The 17,701-nt window shown below is 43.7% G+C and carries 19 protein-coding genes and 2 pseudogenes; 14 read left to right on the top strand and 7 right to left on the bottom strand.

The genetic code is table 11. The features are described 5' to 3' along the window. Nucleotides 1-27: 27 nt before the first annotated feature. The 3 genes from SK36_RS12065 to rluE are packed head-to-tail and all read right to left on the bottom strand — an operon-like array spanning nucleotide 28 to nucleotide 2,096. The gene (locus tag SK36_RS12065; RefSeq protein ID WP_048221636.1) at nucleotides 28-489 is read right to left on the bottom strand and encodes an NUDIX hydrolase; all 462 of its coding nucleotides are present in this window, start codon (nucleotides 487-489) and stop codon (nucleotides 28-30) included. Between the two features lie 10 nt (nucleotides 490-499). Next, nucleotides 500-1,429, bottom strand: a complete 930-nt coding sequence (locus SK36_RS12060) for a lysozyme family protein (protein WP_048221635.1) — start codon at nucleotides 1,427-1,429, stop codon at nucleotides 500-502. Between the two features lie 43 nt (nucleotides 1,430-1,472). Further along, nucleotides 1,473-2,096: a 23S rRNA pseudouridine(2457) synthase RluE gene (rluE, locus tag SK36_RS12055; protein ID WP_048221634.1), complete on the bottom strand. Its 624-nt coding sequence runs from the start codon at nucleotides 2,094-2,096 to the stop codon at nucleotides 1,473-1,475. A gap of 201 nt (nucleotides 2,097-2,297) precedes the next feature. On the opposite strand from rluE, the gene icd reads away from it, so the two are divergent. Beyond that, the gene (icd, locus tag SK36_RS12050; RefSeq protein ID WP_045441860.1) at nucleotides 2,298-3,548 is read left to right on the top strand and encodes an NADP-dependent isocitrate dehydrogenase; all 1,251 of its coding nucleotides are present in this window, start codon (nucleotides 2,298-2,300) and stop codon (nucleotides 3,546-3,548) included. A gap of 309 nt (nucleotides 3,549-3,857) precedes the next feature. Here icd and SK36_RS12045 read toward each other — a convergent pair whose 3' ends face one another. Continuing rightward, the gene (locus tag SK36_RS12045; RefSeq protein ID WP_045441863.1) at nucleotides 3,858-4,745 is read right to left on the bottom strand and encodes a LysR family transcriptional regulator; all 888 of its coding nucleotides are present in this window, start codon (nucleotides 4,743-4,745) and stop codon (nucleotides 3,858-3,860) included. A 98-nt stretch (nucleotides 4,746-4,843) separates the two neighbouring features. Between SK36_RS12045 and SK36_RS12040 the strand changes: the two genes are divergently transcribed. Both SK36_RS12040 and SK36_RS25265 read left to right on the top strand, forming a co-directional pair. Further along, a complete protein-coding gene (locus tag SK36_RS12040) occupies nucleotides 4,844-5,824 on the top strand; it encodes a Rossmann-fold NAD(P)-binding domain-containing protein (protein WP_156184445.1) in 981 nt (326 codons plus the stop codon). Nucleotides 5,825-6,228: 404 nt separating this feature from the next. Next, nucleotides 6,229-6,384 (top strand): annotated as a pseudogene (locus tag SK36_RS25265) (NADP-dependent isocitrate dehydrogenase); the annotation flags it as partial. Between the two features lie 332 nt (nucleotides 6,385-6,716). Here SK36_RS25265 and SK36_RS12030 read toward each other — a convergent pair. Both SK36_RS12030 and SK36_RS12025 read right to left on the bottom strand, forming a co-directional pair. Beyond that, nucleotides 6,717-8,015 (bottom strand): anaerobic C4-dicarboxylate transporter, encoded by a 1,299-nt coding sequence (locus SK36_RS12030; RefSeq protein ID WP_048221632.1) that lies wholly within the window; start codon nucleotides 8,013-8,015, stop codon nucleotides 6,717-6,719. 107 nt (nucleotides 8,016-8,122) lie between these two features. Beyond that, complete coding sequence (locus SK36_RS12025; RefSeq protein ID WP_048221631.1) at nucleotides 8,123-9,553, bottom strand: aspartate ammonia-lyase; 1,431 nt, start codon at nucleotides 9,551-9,553, stop codon at nucleotides 8,123-8,125. A 136-nt stretch (nucleotides 9,554-9,689) separates the two neighbouring features. Between SK36_RS12025 and SK36_RS12020 the strand changes: the two genes are divergently transcribed. The 11 genes and pseudogenes from SK36_RS12020 (at nucleotide 9,690) to SK36_RS11985 (ending at nucleotide 15,504) form a co-directional block, all read left to right on the top strand. Beyond that, a complete protein-coding gene (locus tag SK36_RS12020) occupies nucleotides 9,690-9,959 on the top strand; it encodes a LysR family transcriptional regulator (RefSeq protein ID WP_048221630.1) in 270 nt (89 codons plus the stop codon). Then, complete coding sequence (locus SK36_RS12015) at nucleotides 9,914-10,630, top strand: LysR family transcriptional regulator substrate-binding protein (protein WP_331456587.1); 717 nt, start codon at nucleotides 9,914-9,916, stop codon at nucleotides 10,628-10,630. Before SK36_RS12020 ends, SK36_RS12015 begins: the two co-directional genes overlap by 46 nt. 313 nt (nucleotides 10,631-10,943) lie before the next feature. Continuing rightward, complete coding sequence (locus SK36_RS12010) at nucleotides 10,944-11,660, top strand: YebC/PmpR family DNA-binding transcriptional regulator (RefSeq protein ID WP_045441888.1); 717 nt, start codon at nucleotides 10,944-10,946, stop codon at nucleotides 11,658-11,660. 133 nt (nucleotides 11,661-11,793) lie between these two features. Then, a pseudogene (locus SK36_RS25260) lies at nucleotides 11,794-11,907 on the top strand (hypothetical protein); the annotation flags it as partial. A 739-nt stretch (nucleotides 11,908-12,646) separates the two neighbouring features. Next, nucleotides 12,647-13,027 carry a hypothetical protein gene (locus tag SK36_RS12005; RefSeq protein ID WP_048221628.1) on the top strand — a complete coding sequence of 127 codons (381 nt, stop codon included), beginning with the start codon at nucleotides 12,647-12,649 and terminating at the stop codon, nucleotides 13,025-13,027. A gap of 24 nt (nucleotides 13,028-13,051) precedes the next feature. Next, entirely contained in the window at nucleotides 13,052-13,306 is a 255-nt protein-coding gene (locus tag SK36_RS12000; protein WP_045441892.1) for a membrane lipoprotein lipid attachment site-containing protein, read from the top strand. A gap of 494 nt (nucleotides 13,307-13,800) precedes the next feature. Beyond that, entirely contained in the window at nucleotides 13,801-14,013 is a 213-nt protein-coding gene (gene cspE / locus SK36_RS11995) for a transcription antiterminator/RNA stability regulator CspE (protein ID WP_045441895.1), read from the top strand. Nucleotides 14,014-14,023: 10 nt separating this feature from the next. After that, nucleotides 14,024-14,212: a cold shock small protein YmcF gene (ymcF, locus tag SK36_RS23695; protein ID WP_071829076.1), complete on the top strand. Its 189-nt coding sequence runs from the start codon at nucleotides 14,024-14,026 to the stop codon at nucleotides 14,210-14,212. A 77-nt stretch (nucleotides 14,213-14,289) separates the two neighbouring features. After that, a complete protein-coding gene (locus SK36_RS11990; RefSeq protein ID WP_048222721.1) occupies nucleotides 14,290-14,517 on the top strand; it encodes a hypothetical protein in 228 nt (75 codons plus the stop codon). A gap of 332 nt (nucleotides 14,518-14,849) precedes the next feature. Continuing rightward, entirely contained in the window at nucleotides 14,850-15,023 is a 174-nt protein-coding gene (locus tag SK36_RS23690) for a GnsA/GnsB family addiction module toxin (RefSeq protein WP_045441900.1), read from the top strand. Nucleotides 15,024-15,201: 178 nt separating this feature from the next. Next, nucleotides 15,202-15,504: a putative quinol monooxygenase gene (locus SK36_RS11985; RefSeq protein WP_048221627.1), complete on the top strand. Its 303-nt coding sequence runs from the start codon at nucleotides 15,202-15,204 to the stop codon at nucleotides 15,502-15,504. An 88-nt stretch (nucleotides 15,505-15,592) separates the two neighbouring features. Here SK36_RS11985 and SK36_RS11980 read toward each other — a convergent pair whose 3' ends face one another. Continuing rightward, nucleotides 15,593-17,680, bottom strand: coding sequence for a TonB-dependent receptor (locus tag SK36_RS11980; RefSeq protein ID WP_048221626.1), 2,088 nt, complete (start codon nucleotides 17,678-17,680; stop codon nucleotides 15,593-15,595). Between the last annotated feature and the right edge of the window lie 21 nt (nucleotides 17,681-17,701).

The following is a 17,701-nucleotide window of genomic DNA, read 5'->3' as shown; positions in this document are numbered from 1 at the left end:
AGGCGGCATATTCTAGCACGCAGCCCTTTACTTGACACCCTCTGTAAACGGCCAGTTAAATTCACCGATCATTGTTAGTGGGTACCGTTGTCCGCTCTGATAACAGCGGATACTCTCAGCAACCAACGGAGACCGCAGGTTTGGCGCAGCGATGATCTCTTCCGCACTCACCCAGCGACAGCAGTCTATATCGTTGTCATGAGGTTCAGTAGCGCACATATTGGCAAGCTCAATAGCGAACAGAAAACGCAAAAAGGGTGTTTTGTCAGGCGCGATCCACTGATGCATGCGAATGAAGTGTTGCGGCTGTGCCTGAATGCCGGTTTCCTCCCACAGCTCGCGCGCGGCAGCTTGTACCAGGGTTTCATCCGCCTCCAGATGTCCGGCTGGTTGGTTCCACAACGCTTTACCGTTGATGGTCTCCTCAACGACTAAAAATTTATCTTCTGCATGCACAATACAGGCTACGGTGACGTGCGGTTTAAACATGGTTCACCTCTTATTCTTCTTTAAAGCCTTCAGCTACATCTGGCCAGCTAATTTCGCCAGTGGCTTTATCGATACTGATATAGGCCATCGGAGGGGATGTTTGTGGATCGGCTGCACCTCGGCATAACTCCGTTTGATGGTCTTCGCGAACGATAATCTCAATTGCGTTCTTAGCATTCCAGCTCTCATAAAAAACACATTGATAGTCATGGCGCAAATCGAGGGTAGCGACTCGTGTCGCTTTATCCGTAGATAATGGATTAATGTCGTCACGATAGCGGTCACCCTTGTTTAAAGGTTGCAGCTGTGATTTTTTTAACCAGCCGCGTACGATATGGCGATCGGCGGTGTAGTAGACTACTTCAATAAAATCATCTTTTGACTCTTCCTGAGCAGAAACGATGTCGCCGGGAGCCAGGAAGGTGGAGCGGCTCCGACACTGCTCATCCGGCATCGAATAGAATCCTGCGCGCGTGCTGCCGTTTATCTGATAAAGGTTGCTTGCGGCTGGGGGCATCTTTTCGCGCTGTGACATCGCTTTATTTGCCCACGCCTCACATGCTGGGCTCACAGGTAGCGGATTAGTTAACGGTGCGAGCCCATCTACTGTGACCCAACCGGTAGCGAAGGTGCCGTTTGTGTCCCGATAACGGACATAACGAAAGGGTTCGTCTTTGGAAAGCATGCCTGTGCTTTCATAACGCTGCGAACTTCTCAGCACCTCTACTGTGTCGCTATTGACCAAAAAAGCGGGAAGCTGGCATTTGCTGGCTGGAGCGGAGTAGAAATGCAGCCTGGACCCAGTGTCCACTTTAGCAGAGGCGTAAAGATAATTTGCCTCTCCTGCCGCGATTCCGGCTATTCCTTCACAATCCTGCTTTGCATAGCAAAATGGTGATATGCCGCACAGCATCAACGTTGCAATGATCCGTTTATCCATGATGTTGTTTCTTCCCTGTTAATGGTTGCATTAAGAGACGATGCTATGGCTGCACTTCCCGCCATTCACCGTTAGCAAGGTTTTCCAGGGTGTAGTTGCCCATCGCATAACGGATCAGACGCAGCGTAGGGAAACCAACGTGCGCCGTCATCCGCCTCACCTGGCGGTTACGACCTTCATACAAAGTGATTTTCAACCAACTGGTGGGAATATTTTTCCGCTCGCGTATAGGCGGATTTCTTGGCCACAACCACTCTGGTTCTTCAACAATCTCAATGCCCGCTGGTAGCGTTGGGCCATCGTTGAGCGTCACACCATTACGCAGGGCCTCCAGGGCTTCCGGTGTTGGTTCACCTTCTACCTGGACGTAATAGATTTTTCCGGTGCGCTTGCCCGGTTGTGTCAGACGGGCCTGTAGTGCTCCATCATTAGTTAGCACTAAAAGTCCTTCGCTGTCCCGATCTAAACGGCCAGCGGCATAGACACCCTGTACAGGAATAAAATCTTTTAACGTTCTTCGGCCCGCTTCGTCAGTAAATTGCGGCAAAACATCGTAGGGTTTATTGAACAAAACCACGCGTTTTGGCTGGTTTTCTTTACGCTGTTTAGTGACTTGTCGTGAGCTGAATCGCTCAACCCGGTGATTTCTAAAAGAAGTTTTTTGCATGGTATTTTCAGATTATATCAATTGCCGCATTATAGCCTAAGAACGAGTGTCTTTCATGGCGGCGAACAATAGGGTAGTATTGACACGCTCATTACAAATCATTAACAAAAGTTGCTCTAACGCATCCGTGTAGCAGGACGCAAACGCACATGCAGCGTGATGACAGACGAGCAGAACCAGAAGCGCTCGAAGGAGAGGTGAATGGAAAGCAAAGTAGTTGTTCCGGCGGAAGGTAAGAAGATCACCCTGCAAAACGGCAAACTCAACGTTCCTGAAAATCCGATTATCCCGTTCATTGAAGGCGACGGTATCGGCGTTGATGTAACCCCACCGATGATTAAAGTAGTCGATGCTGCTGTCGAGAAAGCCTATAAAGGCGAGCGTAAAATCTCGTGGATGGAAATCTACACCGGCGAGAAATCCACCCAAGTCTACGGCCAGGATGTCTGGCTGCCTGCTGAAACCCTTGATCTGATTCGTGACTACCGTGTTGCCATCAAAGGCCCACTGACTACGCCAGTTGGCGGCGGTATTCGCTCTCTGAACGTAGCACTGCGCCAGGAACTTGACCTGTACGTTTGCCTGCGCCCGGTACGTTACTACCAGGGCACCCCAAGCCCGGTTAAGCATCCTGAACTGACCGATATGGTCATTTTCCGTGAAAACTCTGAAGACATCTACGCAGGTATCGAGTGGAAAGCTGACTCGGCTGATGCTGAGAAAGTGATTAAATTCCTGCGCGAAGAGATGGGCGTGAAGAAAATTCGCTTCCCGGAACATTGCGGCATTGGTATCAAGCCGTGTTCTGAAGAAGGAACCAAACGTCTGGTTCGTGCAGCGATTGAATACGCCATCGCTAACGACCGTGATTCTGTTACCCTGGTACACAAAGGTAACATTATGAAGTTCACCGAGGGCGCGTTCAAAGACTGGGGTTACCAGTTAGCGCGTGAAGAGTTCGGTGGTGAACTGATCGACGGTGGCCCGTGGGTTAAAATTAAGAACCCGAAAACTGGTAAAGAGATCGTGGTTAAGGACGTTATCGCAGATGCGTTCCTGCAACAAATCCTGCTGCGTCCGGCTGAGTATGACGTTATCGCCTGTATGAACCTGAATGGTGACTATATCTCCGATGCACTGGCTGCACAGGTTGGTGGTATCGGTATCGCTCCGGGTGCAAACATCGGTGACGAATGCGCACTGTTCGAAGCAACCCATGGTACCGCTCCGAAGTATGCAGGCCAGGATAAAGTGAACCCAGGTTCAATCATCCTGTCTGCTGAAATGATGCTGCGCCACATGGGTTGGGTTGAAGCGGCTGACCTGATTGTTAAAGGTATGGAAGGCGCGATCAACGCTAAGACCGTAACCTATGACTTTGAACGTCTGATGGAAGGCGCTAAACTGCTGAAATGTTCAGAGTTTGGCGATGCGATCATCGAAAACATGTAATGCGGTAATTTGTTAAATTCATTAACGGGAGCTTAATGCTCCCGTTGTTTTTTGTTAGGCTGCTAACGGTTATCAAAATTTTATCAAAATAAGTTATCAAAACTTCCTGGTAGTTTGGGGGAGGTTGGTCGGTCAGATGGAAGTTCTATTGCCAGGTTCCCATTAGGCATTCCTCAGCTTTTTATTATTTCTGGTGCACGCTCGTTAATATTTAGGTCCGTTCTGTGCCAGGTGCGGACGTTAATGACATTCATATGTTCTATAAAACGAGGAGTACTTATTACGGGCATTCCCCTGACGTTGCAGGTATTAGTGATGATTTTTTATATACTCAACAAAAGCCTGAAATGCTGCGGAGGCATATTTTCGATTGGAATAATAAAGATAGAAGCCGGGAAGATCTGTCAGCCAATCCTCAAGTAATGAAACGAGTTTGCGACTGTGTATATGGGGTTCAGCCATTTCATACAACACGTAGCTGATGCCAGCGCCATTCAGTGCGAGACTTAGTGCAACATCGAGGTCATTTACCTCAAGCATTCCCTTCACATTAATCTCAATGCGCTCGTTATCTCGACCAAATTGCCACTGATAGCTGCGCCCACCAGGATAGCGAAACTGGATACAGGAGTGATTCAGAAGATCCTGAGGCTGCTTTGGGCTGGTATGCGTTTGGAGGTATTCTGGGCTTGCCACAACGGCGTAACGAACAGGCTGACCAAGTGGGATAGAAATCATGTCTTTTTCGATGATATCACTCAGCCTCACTCCGGCGTCGTATTCACTACTCACAATATCAACCAGATTATCGTCCTGAATTATTTCCACTCTGACGTCGGGATAGTCCTTGTTAAACCCAGCAACCAAAGGGGCGAGTCGGTAACGCCCCCCCAGCCTGACCGCGTTAATGCGTAGCGTGCCTATGGGTGTGGCACGATAATCATTTATTGCTTCAATGGCATCCATCGCATGATTGAAAAGTGGGGAAAGCGATTCAAATAATTTATGCCCGGCATCCGTTAGAGATACGCTGCGAGTCGTGCGATTAAATAATCGTACCTTTAATCGTTCCTCAAGCTGGCGGATCGAATGACTCATTGCCGAAGATGTCACGCCTGCGGCTTCTGCTGCCAACCGGAAACTACGAAAAGTTGCTACTGCGATAAAGGGTTCAAAATCGGAAATTTTAACATTCATTGCTGATTTAAACTCACTAACTCATAAAAATTAATGAGCTTAATTAAAGTTTATTTGTGTTCTAAAGTCACCTCATCAGCAACGTTAAATGAGGAAATATGATGAATTTCAAACTGACACAGCAGATTTTTATTGCCGGCGGATATGGGATGATAGGCAGTAATCTGGCCACCCAGCTGCGGACGCGTTTTCCGGATGCGAAATTAATCCTGGCAGGCCGCTCGCCGCAAAATGGCGAAAAACTTGCGGCCCAGTTGGGAAACGCCATGACTGTTTGTCTTGATTTGATGAGCGGGGAGCTTCCGCCGCTTGTATCGACTTCACAGCTTATTATCAGCGCCGTACCCGATCCAAAACATACGCTAGGTGAATACGCTATTCGCAACAATATTGCTTTTATTGATATTACGGTAGGGACTGCCGACGGCTATGCACCTCTACTGAACATGGCGCTGCTCCATCATGCGACTTCGCCGATCGTACCATTAGGTTACTATGAGGCGGGAATGTTTTTACCGCTGGTTGATAAACTTGCCAGCCAGTTTAATTCTGTTAAACGTGTACAGCTGACCGCAGTGCACGACCCAGAAGATCCTATAGGTAAAGTCACTGAAAAAGAGCTTAATCAGGCGATAGCTCCTGCATTTGTACGGGAAGATGGTATCTGGGGTTATACCGCTGAGCAGAGTAACATTTGCCTTATCAGTGGTGAATGTGTCGAGACTACGCCGTTTGGTATCCTGGATGTCAGCGCTATTGCGGCAATGACTCGTGCTGACAATATCAGGCTGGATGTCGCCGTGGGGACTTCAGAGGGGAAGAGAAATGCCACTCAAGCGTCGGTAGAACTGTATGTTGATATACAGGGTGTTAACGTGTCAGGCGCTTCAGAGTCCAAACGAATTATCGCTTCAGACCCACAAGGACAGGCGCATTTCACAGCCCTTGGCGTTACTATCGTCATCGAAGCGCTACTCAAAAGCCCATTGACCGGTTTTATGTTGCCAGAGCAAATAATGGATCAAGAGGCGGCCCTCACAGCGATGCAGGATGCAGGTGTCGTATTGATTACGGCCTAACCAGTTTTCGTACTCGTCATTTATGAGTTTTGATTCGTACAAAGACAAACTCATACCTACGGGGATTGATGCCAGTAAAAACACTTCAAGTAAGTCGTACTTACCAGAAGTAACTTATATCCCCCGATAGGACTTTATTCAACGTATGCTTCTCGCTCATAGCGGATCTATACGGCTGTATGGCTTTAGCATGGTAGGCATTGAGAGTTGCCATTAGCGGTAACCATTTTGAATGGTTGGGTGGTTGTATTTACCCAAAAACGGTTATCAAAATCCTAAAACATATATTGATCATCAGTGGGTTATGAGAGTCCCAATAGTCAGTGAGATATATGAAAATTGGTTAAATTATACTTTAATATCATATTGTTGTGATTGAACAATCTAACTACTTCACCGACATATGGGTAGAAGTGGCTGACCTGATCGTTAAGGATATGGAAGGCGCGATTAACGCGAAATCTATAACCTATAATTTCGAATGTCTGATGGACGGCAGCTAAGCTGCTGAAATGTTCGAGTTTGGTGACGCGATCATCGAAAAACATGTAATGCGATAATTTGTTAAATTTACTAACGGGAGCGTAACGCTCCCGTTGTTTTGGGTTAGGCTGCCAAAGGTTATCAAAATAAGTTATCAAACCCCCGCAGTAGTTTGGGGGAGGTTGGATGGTCAGATGGTAGTTATACCGTCAGGTTTCAGTTAGATATACCTCAATTTTTTTTGCGGTTATTACTGGTGGATGTTCGTTAATATTCAGCTCCATTCTTGCCTGGAGCGGACGTTGTTTTTGATAGTTTTGCAAGAAATTAATTGTCATTTATCTGTGAATGACAACATATTTTGGGTTGTTTCTTACTATTTCCTATACTTACTTAGTAATGTTATAAATTAAAGAATAACTTTTGCCAAAGCGAAACCTACTGGGACTGCAGTCAATATAGAAATGCAGCCTGGCAAAAAGAATGGATGATTAATTATCTTAGATCCATTCCACCGATTACTTAAAAAAGATCCTGTATCATCAGTTGCAATTGCAAATGCAGTTGTTGGGTAAATATTAGTGAGATAAAGCGCGCTAACAGCGACGAAACTAGCTAATATTGCGTCAGCGCTAATGCCAATAGAAGCAGCAATAGGCATTAATAAAGCACATGTAGCACCCTGGCTGAACAACATTGCGCTGGTACAGAAAAAAACTACCGCCAGTAGTCCTGGATACATACGTAACATATCACTAGCTTGTATTTTTATCTCGTCGATATGGGCGCCAATAAGTGTGCTGCTTAACCATACAATACCTAACACCACAACCAGTGATTCAGCACCAGATTTAAATATAGGTGAGTTCTTCAGTTCTTTCATGTCTAGTTTACAGATAAAAATAATTAGCGTGGAAACTATAAACATGGTAATGATTATTAAATCACGGGAGTTAATTGTATGTCCGATAACCGATTTAAACATCAACATGCAAACAACGAATACAACACCTACCAGGAATATTACTACCGAGGATTTAGCACTGGCGGGGATTTTACAGCTGGTATGTTTATTTATAACGACTTTATTTTCCTGCATGATTTTTAGGCAAACGGGATCGTTAGCCAGACTTTCACCTTGTCTGCTGGCGATGAAAGCTGCGACCAACATAGCAAAAAAGGCGGTGGGAAAAACAATCAACATAGCATCACCAAAACTGACTCCCATTATCTCCACGGTGCCATACATAATTGCCGTGGCTGCAGAGATTGGTGAGGCTGTAATACCTAGCTGTGAAGCTACAACGGCAGAGCTTAATGGTTGGCTGGGTCTAATGCCGTTATCTTTTGCAACTTCCTGAATCACATTCATGACCGACATGGCGGTATACCCCGTACCGGAAAGTACAGTCAGGATAAAGGTCACTGTTGGCGCGAGAATATTTAGGTAACCTGGGTTATTGCGTAATAATTTCTCTGTCAGAGTTACTAAATAATCCATTCCACCAGCCTGTTGCATTGCAGAGAGCGCAACAATAGTAGACAGAATAATGAGCATGACGTCGACAGGTGGAGTACCAGCCGGAACATCAAAAATAAAAACTGAAATTGCTAATCCGATCCCGCCAGCAAACCCTACGCCAATTCCCCCCCAACGGGCGGCAAGCATGATAGTTCCCAGCAATAACACGATATGTAACATCACCATAAAATTGACCTGTTTTTATTTATAATTCTCGCAAAAGGGATGGTTAGGTAATGAATATAAATATTCATTACCCCCGGTTAAAACTGATTATTTATTTAATTGATAAACTACGAAATATTCATTTCTTTTTGATAGCGTTTAATCACTGCTGTACTTTTTTGTGGAACGGTCATATTCATTGGATCAAGCAAATAATCTGCCTGTACTGGCGTCAGCAGCTTTTCTGCTAACACGACCTGCTTTACACTGGTCCGTTGCTGAAACGCAGCCTTGGCAATTCGAGAGCCAACCTGATAGCCAAACAGTGTTGCGATAATGGTCGCAAGCGCTGTACTTTCCTCTGCATAACGAGCGCTCACTTCTTCATTGATCGCGATATCCTTCAGGCACTTGTCAATAAATAAAGGTATCCCTTTAGTCAATAACGAGCAGGATTCAAAGAGCGCTTTCAACAGCACCGGTTCCCACACGTTCAGATCAAGTTCACCACCCTCAACAGCCATCGTCACAGTTAGGTCATTGCCAATCACCTGATACGCAATTTGATTTATCAGTTCGGGCATTACAGGATTAATTTTGCCTGGCATAATTGAAGAGCCCGGTTGCACCGCAGGGACAATAATTTCATTAAAGCCAGCTCTTGGTCCTGAACCCTGAATACGAAAATCGGTAGCCATTTTGGAGAGAAACGCAGCTATTTTTTTAAGCTGTGCGGAAAATTCAATATAAAAGTCACCGTGCTGGAGACCATCAAAGAAATCTTCTTCCGGGGTATATTTATCACCAGTAATAATTTCCAGCCACTGATAAACTGCCGGGATATATCCTTCGTGAGTGGACAATCCCGTACCTATAGCAGTCGCTCCCAACGGTAAAAATAATGCTTCTTCTCTGACTTCCACCATTTTTGCTTTAAGTCTGCTTACCTGCGTGCGATAAGCGCCAAATTGCTGGCCAAACGTCATCGGCACTGCATCTTGTAAGCAGGTTCTCCCTAATTTCACCTTGTCAGCAAACAGGCAACTTTTTTCTGTTAACACTGCTTCCAGTTTTTCCAATTGGACTAACAATTGATCTATATTCATGCGGCTGGTCATTTTCATCGCCGCAGGGATGACGTCATTCGTTGACTGTCCCATATTAACGTGGGTATTCGGGTGAATCTCATCATATCCACGTTTGCCGGTAATTAGCTCATTAGCACGGTTTGCGACCACTTCATTCATGTTCATGTTGGTTGAAGTGCCGCCGCCTCCCTGAAAAACATCAATGGGGAAATGGGCATCAAAATCACCGGCCATTACCTCCTTCAATGCTGTAACGATGGCCGACGCTTTCTGCTGATCCAGCGCACCAATTTGTCTGTTCGCCTGTGCTGCCGCTTGCTTGATTGCGGCGATAGACCATAAAAAGTGTGGGATTTCTCCTGCTGTTTTGCCCGATACTGAGAAATTCAGCACCGCACGTTGTGTTTGAATACCGTAGTAAGCTTCATCTGGCACCATTAAAGTTCCTAATAAATCCTTCTCTTCACGCATTTCTGTTTCTCTTGTGTATTAAGGTGGCTATACCTTAATTTAGTGATGTGACAGATAGTTTGAAGTAGCTCAAAGAAAAAATACCATTTAAAAGTTAGATAGATACTATTAAAAAATGTAATGCTAAGGGATGGGGATGAAGGATATTAACTTCGATTTTAAGCAATTACAGGCATTTTTAGCCGTGATAGACACAGGCTCATTTACAGCTGCAGCCAGGAAACTCAACGTGACTCAGTCATCAATTTCGCAGCAGGTTGCAAACCTTGAGGTAGGATTAAATACTGCTCTGGTCAACCGTTCACAGCGACCAATCCAGATGACAATTGCCGGGCAAGCACTCTACCCGCTAGGAAAAAAATTATTGATAACGGTGTTCACCTGCAAGAACATATCAATGCAATAAGCGACGGACATATTTCGAATCTGAAAATTGGTTTTGTGGATTCAATTAGTAAAACCGTTGGCCTGGATATCCTTAAGTTTCTGCAACCACATGTGAAGCATATTTTTCAGGTGACAGGCACAGCATCTGGATTGCTCCAGGCGCTTAATAAGGGGGATATTAATCTGGCTGTAACCATGTTACATACTGAAATGCCGCCCAATGTTAGAATGTACCCGTTGATTGAGGAAGAGTTTCTATGTATTTGTCCCAAAACATGGCCGGAAACAGAGCTGGAAGAATTATGTAAGCAGCGGAACTACATTGCTTATACCCAAAATACGCCAACGGGAATCCAGACACTCAACTGGCTAAAATGGCAAAACTTTTCTCCTGCCATTCAGTTTGAAATGGACAATGCTGATGAGATTTTGAAACTGATAGCCTGTGGTTACGGGTGGACGTTAACTACACCGCTGTTTATTACCACTATTCCAGCTTTTTCTGACTCGCTAAAGATCATCCGGATCAAAAAACGTAAAGAGCGTCGCAAAATTGTTCTGTTGTGCAAAAATGACGAGTTTTCGGTTTTTTATAAAAATCTGGCATTTGAGATTCGTTCGATACTGGAAACGAAACTGGAGCAGGAGTTTTATAACCAGGTGGATTTGGATGCTAATTTGCCATCATAAATATGTATACGAACATAGCATCTCTCCGACACAGTAGGTGTTTTTGTCTGGATTATCACTTTTGTTTCTCTTGCCTTATGTATTATTGCTGCAGATCAATTATTAAGAAAAAACAAAAGAACCAGAAGGAAGTTCGGAAGTAGCTTATCTACAATATTAGCTATTGATAAAATCAAAGTAACATTTCGTAAAGTTTGGATGTTTTATTTCTCATAGACGAGTATTTACATATTATGATATAATATGACGGAAAAAAACTGGCAGGTTATTAACCTGCCAGTAATGTAAATAAATTGTCGAGGAGAGCATTCCAGTGGGACGTAAATGGGCCAATATTGTTGCTAAAAAAACGGCTAAAGACGGTGCAACGTCAAAAGTATATGCAAAGTTCGGTGTGGAAATTTATGCTGCTGCTAAACAAGGCGAGCCAGATCCAGAATCAAACTCATCTTTAAAATTTGTTATTGAACGTGCAAAACAAGCACAAGTTCCAAAGCATGTTATTGATAAAGCAATTGATAAAGCCAAAGGTGGCGGAGATGAAACGTTCGTGCAAGGGCGTTATGAAGGCTTTGGGCCAAATGGTTCAATGATTATCGCTGAAACCTTGACATCAAATGTTAACCGTACGATTGCTAATGTCCGCACTATTTTCAATAAAAAAGGCGGGAATATCGGAGCGGCAGGTGCTGTCAGCTATATGTTTGACAATACTGGCGTGATTGTATTTGAAGGCACAGACCCTGACCATATTTTTGAAATTTTGCTTGATGCTGAAGTTGATGTTCGTGATGTAACCGAAGAAGAAGGAAACATCGTTATTTATACTGAACCTACAGATCTTCACAAAGGAATTGCAGCTCTAAAAGCAGCTGGAATTACTGAATTCTCAACAACAGAATTAGAAATGATTGCTCAATCAGAAGTTGAGCTTTCACCAGAAGATTTAGAAATCTTTGCAGGACTTGTTGATGCCCTTGAAGATGACGATGATGTACAAAAAGTATACCATAACGTTGCAAATCTCTAATTATAAATTAAAGGAATCTGTCATTCTGGCAGATTTTTTAATTTCATAAATTTGTATGAAAAACATATCTAGCCAGATATATTAATGATGACAAATTGATAAAAACTACTATCTTCCAAAAGAAATTCCATTAATGGAAGACGCAATCAACGCCAAAACCGTAAGTTATGATTTCGAACGTCTGATGGGCGGTGCTAACCCGCTGGAATATTCAGAGTTTGGCGACGTGATCATCGAAAACATGTAATCCAGATTCTGGGTTGTGGGAGAACGGGAACCGAACGGTTCCCGTTTTTTTTGCCTGTCTATCCTTATCGTTTATGGCCTGCACGATGATGAGGTTATCAACATCCAACTTTTATATGTGAAATATTATTGAAATAACTTCAATTACAATATTTTGTTATATATTGATTAATAAACTGGTAGCTAAATATACATTTTTGCAACGTTCTGTGTCGGGAAATATTTAGAGCAGGTGCTTTGCAAATGAATGTCTACATTATTTCATGCGCAATACTCGCAGTCAGAATAATCCCATTAAGGGGTGGGGTGTAAAAACTGTTTGCATATCTGATATGCATGGTGATATTTATTAATACAGCAAAGATGCATTTGGTTTGCGTGTTAATAGCATGTTTAAGATAAACTAAATGCCATGTTTTTGTCGTTAGTAATCTGCCGTCATGCAAATAAATGTCAACATTGATTCCATCGTGAGTCAGAAGTCTATATTTATTAAGATGTTAAATTCTACTTATGAATGAAAGTAAAATATGCGGTTTACCATTGTGAAGTTGTTATTTTTTACGGAGTTAATGTCTATATTGCCAGAGTGTTTCAGGTTACTGAATGAAGAGCTTCCATTGAGAAAGGGCCGGGATTAAAGGGCGTCCAATATCAGATGAAATAGTTTGTGCTGACAGAAAACTTGAAGCATATCGTGCGGGTTTTGATACCGCTGAAAATATTTAAGAGGTAATATTATGAAGAAGTTAATTGCTGTGGCTATTGTTGCTGTAATTCATACATCACCGGCTTTAGCTATTAATGCTCATTACCGCGCTCAGCTTGAGCGTTCCGGTTGTACTGAAATGAATGCAGGTACCACTTGTAATATTCACAAAACTGCAGAGCAGAATGAGCGAAATGCTCGTCGTCACGGAGGATATAATTCTCCGGATGTAATCCGCGCGCATTTAAATCAGATGGTTGTGGGATCCTTTCGTGGGGAAGCTGTTGATGTAATGGAGTCTGATGGGTGGACACGTATCTCTCAGGACGGTAGTAAATATCGTAAGGATGACCGTTATGCGACTCTGGTTTGGGGGCAGGATGATGCTGTTGCATCGGTAGTTGTTCGCTAATTTATAATAAAAGAGACACAACACATGAAAAAGTTAATCACATTTATTGTATTCACAACTTTATTGTCTGGCTGTTCTGCGGACTTTGCACAACGCTATGCTGACGCAAAGCGTGACCAGGAGCGTAAGGAACATCACCATCATGAACATCAGAACGACGATTACACCAGTTCTGATGGATATCGTATGGTTACGAGACACGGTGTAACTCTTCCTGATTGCGAGGAACTGCCGGATGCGAGTCAGGCAGATAATGGTGGACGCTGCTGGTATAAGTAAGACAGTCATTTTTATACTCAGAACCGCTATCTCGCAGATTCATCATTCTTTAAGATTTCAATCTCCGGTTTGTACAACCTGAGCCTCCTGCGCCATCGGAGAACCCTTGGCGCAAAATCCCCCCAGATAATGACGTTGATCGATGACAGCATTTTCTTTCTTTCACTAATAGGGCTTTAATATTTTGATATAAGATTATCAGCCAAATTTACTGTATGATTTGCAGTGGCTTACAATAAATTTCATCCTCTTTTTATTGGGAAACTTCACTTGTTCTTCTGTGTGTTGGAAGAAGTAATGAGTCAGGATGAAACTAAAGCTTGCGATGTTTGGTTAACCATGCGTTAATGGTTGTGCGGTTTGATACAAAATTATCTGAAGTAGTTATTGAAGTATTTCTCTTCACTTTCACCTCTTAAGAATCCTTTTGGTTTTTTCTGATAAATTTTTTTCGGACCATTCTGCCTAAGGGCTTACTCAAAAAGGTAATAGTGATGTCTAATAAAATGACTGGTTTAGTTAAGTGGTTCAATCCTGAGAAAGGATTTGGATTCATTACTCCTAAAGACGGTAGTAAAGATGTGTTTGTCCATTTTTCTGCCATTCAGGGAACCGATTTTAAAACTCTGAATGAAAATCAGGAAGTCGAGTTTGGTGTAGAACAGGGACCCAAAGGCCCATCGGCAGTTAATGTCGTGACACTTTAAGGTAACTGTTATTACTAATCATATTCACTTCCGGTGTCCATGTTGTCATGGTTCTCAATACAGAACATCGACTTTCGATGTTACTGACAGAAATCCTTTCGGGGCAAAATGTATTTTTTGCAAATCTACAATGATTACATTTGATAATATTGCACTGTACATTCGTTCCGGCCAGGCTCCATTGGATTTCAGGAAATAATTTTATTGGGCTCCTTTATGGAGCCTTTTTTTCAACCTGTTAAAAGGTGTTCCAGTCAGGATCATCATGGTGCGGTTATGAAAAAAGTGATAGTTTTTTTTAACACAGAACCAGCGGTTACTGTGTCATTGATGGAAGGCATCACCACGATATTACGTGAGTATCCAAATGGTGAGAAAGCTCACCTAACCCTGATGTCAGCTGGCTTCCCTTCACTAACAGGAGATCATAAAGTGGTCTATGTTGCCTCTGATCGTGATGTTAGTTCTGATGAGATTCTTGAGGCTGCATCGAAGTTGTTGTAATGGCTGTCGGGCGTTTTTACTACCAAGTTGTATAAACTCTTCTGCTGTTGTTTCATCTATGAACAATTCTTGTCTAACTAATAGACAGTAAGTCTGTGGTTATTGAATCTTCTTACTGAATAGTCTATAGATATCAACGGTTGCATATACTCGTCGTACTTCAGGTTGCATATATGCTGGCTGTGCTTGTCCATCCGGATCACTTACCGGAGTCAGGTCCCCGAGATCGTCTCGCTGGCTGTCTTCCTGCAACTCGATTTATTTAGAGTATAGTTATACTGAATCATACCTACTGGCGCGTTGATGCCGTTACAGACCAGAAGAGGTGCATAGTGAACGTCGAAGATTTGAAACGTAAAACTGAAACAGATATATCTGAATTTATCACAAAGAAAATAGCTGAGCTCAAAAAAAAGACAGGAAAAGAAGTTTCTGACATTCAGTTTATTGCTCGTGAGAAAATGACGGGTCTTGAAAGTTATGATATTAAGATTAAATTGATCTAGTTCCCCAAAGCAATTCAACATTATCAAAAGCATCATCATCCATAAGATGTGATGCTTTTTTGTCCATGAAAAACTGCAGTGAATTTTATCCTATCAGTTCAACCGCCAGGTCAGTCCATCTTGTTTAAAACGGTTCTTTCACACATAGTGTGTAGTCAGATTTAGCCTGGAGGTTCGAATGTTAAAAGTTATTGCCGAAGATTTCATAAAAGTTGAGTGTGTTGATATCGTTATCCCTCTGTATCGTGAGCTGGTATCGGCAACGAAAAAAGAAACTCTCTGCATTTCTTATGATTTGTATATTGATGAAAGGGATCTGGGACACTTTATTTTTATCGAAGAATGGCCGGACCATGCAGCACTCGACGAACACTGTGCAAGTGAACATTTCAGAAGGCTTGTGCCATTAATTGATCAACATAAGCGGCAGGATGCTCGTTATATTCTTATGAATTACTTAGTGAGCGCAGATGGCTCGTAAATCTGATACGGTATTATGCTAAATTAACATTATTTTCCAGTTGAGTCCGGGCTATAAGTAATAGCCCGGGATGATAAATTGTCAAAAATTAGAACTGATAGTTTAATGAAACCCAGTAGTTACGGCCAGGTATCACATAGCCGGTCGTGGATTGCGCTGTCTGGAAGTAATCTCCTGCGTAGGTACTATTGCGGCCTACCTGATACAGTGTGACGTCGCTAAAGTCTTTATCCAGTACGTTATTAACTGCAGTATTCAGCGTCAGTTCTTTGGTCAGTTTATAGGACAGTCCCATGTCCAGAACGGTCCAGGCTTTTAAATTAGCGCCTTTGTCGTCATATACTTTCTTTTGTACCGCGCTGAGATTGTCGTAATTCTCGGTAAAACGTGGGGCTTTACCGCGATAACGTGCACTCAGCCAGGCATTCATATCTTCCGTAGCCTGCCAGTTCAAACGTGCGTTAGCCATATGTTTAGGTGTATAGCTCAATGGCGCGCCTTTATTATCGCCATCTTTTTGTTTGCTCTGAGTGTAGGTGTAGTTGAGGGATAAACTCAGCACGTCCGACCAAAGAGGGAAGGTGCTGGCGAATTCAACACCATCAGTTCTTGCTTTGCCGCTGTTGGTGTAACTATTGGTATAATCATCAATAGAGTACGAGACAATTTTATTCTTATATTCGGTATAGAAGCCGGTAATGTTAGCGTTCAGTCCCGTATCGTTTTCATAATACAGTCCGGTTTCATAGCTGGTGCTCTCTTCGGGCTTAAGGTCCGGGTTGCCGACCGTATTGACGGTTCCCTGGGCGGTAACACCACTGATACCATTGTGTAATTGGCTGAGTGACGGGGCTTTATATCCTGTCGTGACGCCGCCTTTCAACGTCCATTCTTCAGATACATCCCAGACCAGGTAGGCGCGAGGGCTGAGATGACCGCCAAAGACATCGTTATGTTCGTAGCGTGTCCCTGCGGTTAATGCCAGTGAGTCGAGAATGTGCCACTCATCTTCAGCGTAGGCAGCCCATGTTTTCTGGTGGAATGTTTCGCCAGTATTGGCCAAAACAACACCGTCTTTCATACGCGCATCCCAGTATTCTCCCCCGAGGGTTAAGAGGTGCGAATCACCTAATGGTGTCAGCAGCAGAGAGTCCAGAATGACGTTGGTATTTTTCAGTTCACGGGCATCACCGGCCCGGCCAGCATTTTCTGGTGTGAGCGCGGAAGAGACCAGTTGTCGGCCTTTATTCTCGGTTTCATTCCAGCCCAGGGATGACTTCCAGGTTCCGAATGTTAATGCGGTATCGTGGCCGAGGGTCACTTTGTTACGCTCATAGCGCAGCGTCTTGTCATAACCCCCGGTCAGGCTACCAAGCTGTCCGTCAACGTTATCGTAACGCTGTCTGGCTGAGTCGAGATCCATCCAGAGTGTATTGTTTTCGCTGGTTTTCCAGTCCAGTCGAGTACCGATATTGTAGTTTTCAGATTCAGTTGGGTAGGGCACACGTGTCGAAGATGTATCGCTCAGGGAAGTGATGCTTGAGCCTTGCCGTTGAGTCGTGCTGCCGCGAACCTGCATATCCAGGACGCCTGCGATTAAAGGACCGCTTGACCAAAAGTTGGCGACAGTGCTGTTACCCCATTTATTACTTTCTTGCAGGTTCACGCCGGTATTGATGGAAGTACTCCATTTATCGGTGCTTTTTTTGGTAATGATATTAACAACACCACCAATTGCGTCAGAGCCGTAAAGCGTAGACATGGGACCGCGGATCACTTCAATATGATCAATCGCCGCCAGTGGCGGCATAAAGCTGGTGTTCATGGCAGAGAAGCCGTTTGGTGTAACGTCGCTGCTTCCGTTTTGACGAATACCGTCTATCAAAATCAGGGTATAGCTGGCGGGCATACCACGGATACTAATCTCCAGACCACCGGTTTTACCGGTACTGCTTTCAACATCTACCCCTTCAACTGAGCGCAGGGCTTCGCCTAAGTCATTATATTTATTGGTTTGTAATTCTTGCTGTGAAATAACGGAAACGCTGGCAGCAGCGTTGGTGATCTTTTTTTCGTAACCGGAAGCGGTCACGACCATAACGTCTTCTGCGAAGGCATTAGTACAGCTGAATCCAATACAGGACAGAACGACAGAAGCAACGGGCTTTAAACGCATAGTCAAACTTCCTTTGTTAAA

The organism is Citrobacter sp. MGH106, from assembly GCF_001037495.1.
Taxonomy (GTDB): Bacteria; Pseudomonadota; Gammaproteobacteria; order Enterobacterales; family Enterobacteriaceae; genus Citrobacter; species Citrobacter murliniae.
Note: the sequence above shows the minus strand (reverse complement) of the source record. Positions and strands in the feature narration are given on the sequence as shown.

Excerpts from the sequence above, each read along its gene's own strand:
- SK36_RS12045 (WP_045441863.1), bottom strand. The coding sequence starts at position 4,745 with ATGAATGTTAAAATTTCCGATTTTGAACCCTTTATCGCAGTAGCAACT.
- SK36_RS11985 (WP_048221627.1), top strand. The coding sequence starts at position 15,202 with ATGTTAAAAGTTATTGCCGAAGATTTCATAAAAGTTGAGTGTGTTGAT.
- SK36_RS12065 (WP_048221636.1), bottom strand. The coding sequence starts at position 489 with ATGTTTAAACCGCACGTCACCGTAGCCTGTATTGTGCATGCAGAAGAT.
- rluE (WP_048221634.1), bottom strand. The coding sequence starts at position 2,096 with ATGCAAAAAACTTCTTTTAGAAATCACCGGGTTGAGCGATTCAGCTCA.
- SK36_RS12005 (WP_048221628.1), top strand. The coding sequence starts at position 12,647 with ATGAAGAAGTTAATTGCTGTGGCTATTGTTGCTGTAATTCATACATCA.
- SK36_RS12040 (WP_156184445.1), top strand. The coding sequence starts at position 4,844 with ATGATGAATTTCAAACTGACACAGCAGATTTTTATTGCCGGCGGATAT.
- SK36_RS12025 (WP_048221631.1), bottom strand. The coding sequence starts at position 9,553 with ATGCGTGAAGAGAAGGATTTATTAGGAACTTTAATGGTGCCAGATGAA.
- SK36_RS11980 (WP_048221626.1), bottom strand. The coding sequence starts at position 17,680 with ATGCGTTTAAAGCCCGTTGCTTCTGTCGTTCTGTCCTGTATTGGATTC.
- SK36_RS12000 (WP_045441892.1), top strand. The coding sequence starts at position 13,052 with ATGAAAAAGTTAATCACATTTATTGTATTCACAACTTTATTGTCTGGC.
- SK36_RS11990 (WP_048222721.1), top strand. The coding sequence starts at position 14,290 with ATGAAAAAAGTGATAGTTTTTTTTAACACAGAACCAGCGGTTACTGTG.
- icd (WP_045441860.1), top strand. The coding sequence starts at position 2,298 with ATGGAAAGCAAAGTAGTTGTTCCGGCGGAAGGTAAGAAGATCACCCTG.
- SK36_RS12060 (WP_048221635.1), bottom strand. The coding sequence starts at position 1,429 with ATGGATAAACGGATCATTGCAACGTTGATGCTGTGCGGCATATCACCA.
- cspE (WP_045441895.1), top strand. The coding sequence starts at position 13,801 with ATGTCTAATAAAATGACTGGTTTAGTTAAGTGGTTCAATCCTGAGAAA.
- SK36_RS12020 (WP_048221630.1), top strand. The coding sequence starts at position 9,690 with ATGAAGGATATTAACTTCGATTTTAAGCAATTACAGGCATTTTTAGCC.
- SK36_RS12030 (WP_048221632.1), bottom strand. The coding sequence starts at position 8,015 with ATGGTGATGTTACATATCGTGTTATTGCTGGGAACTATCATGCTTGCC.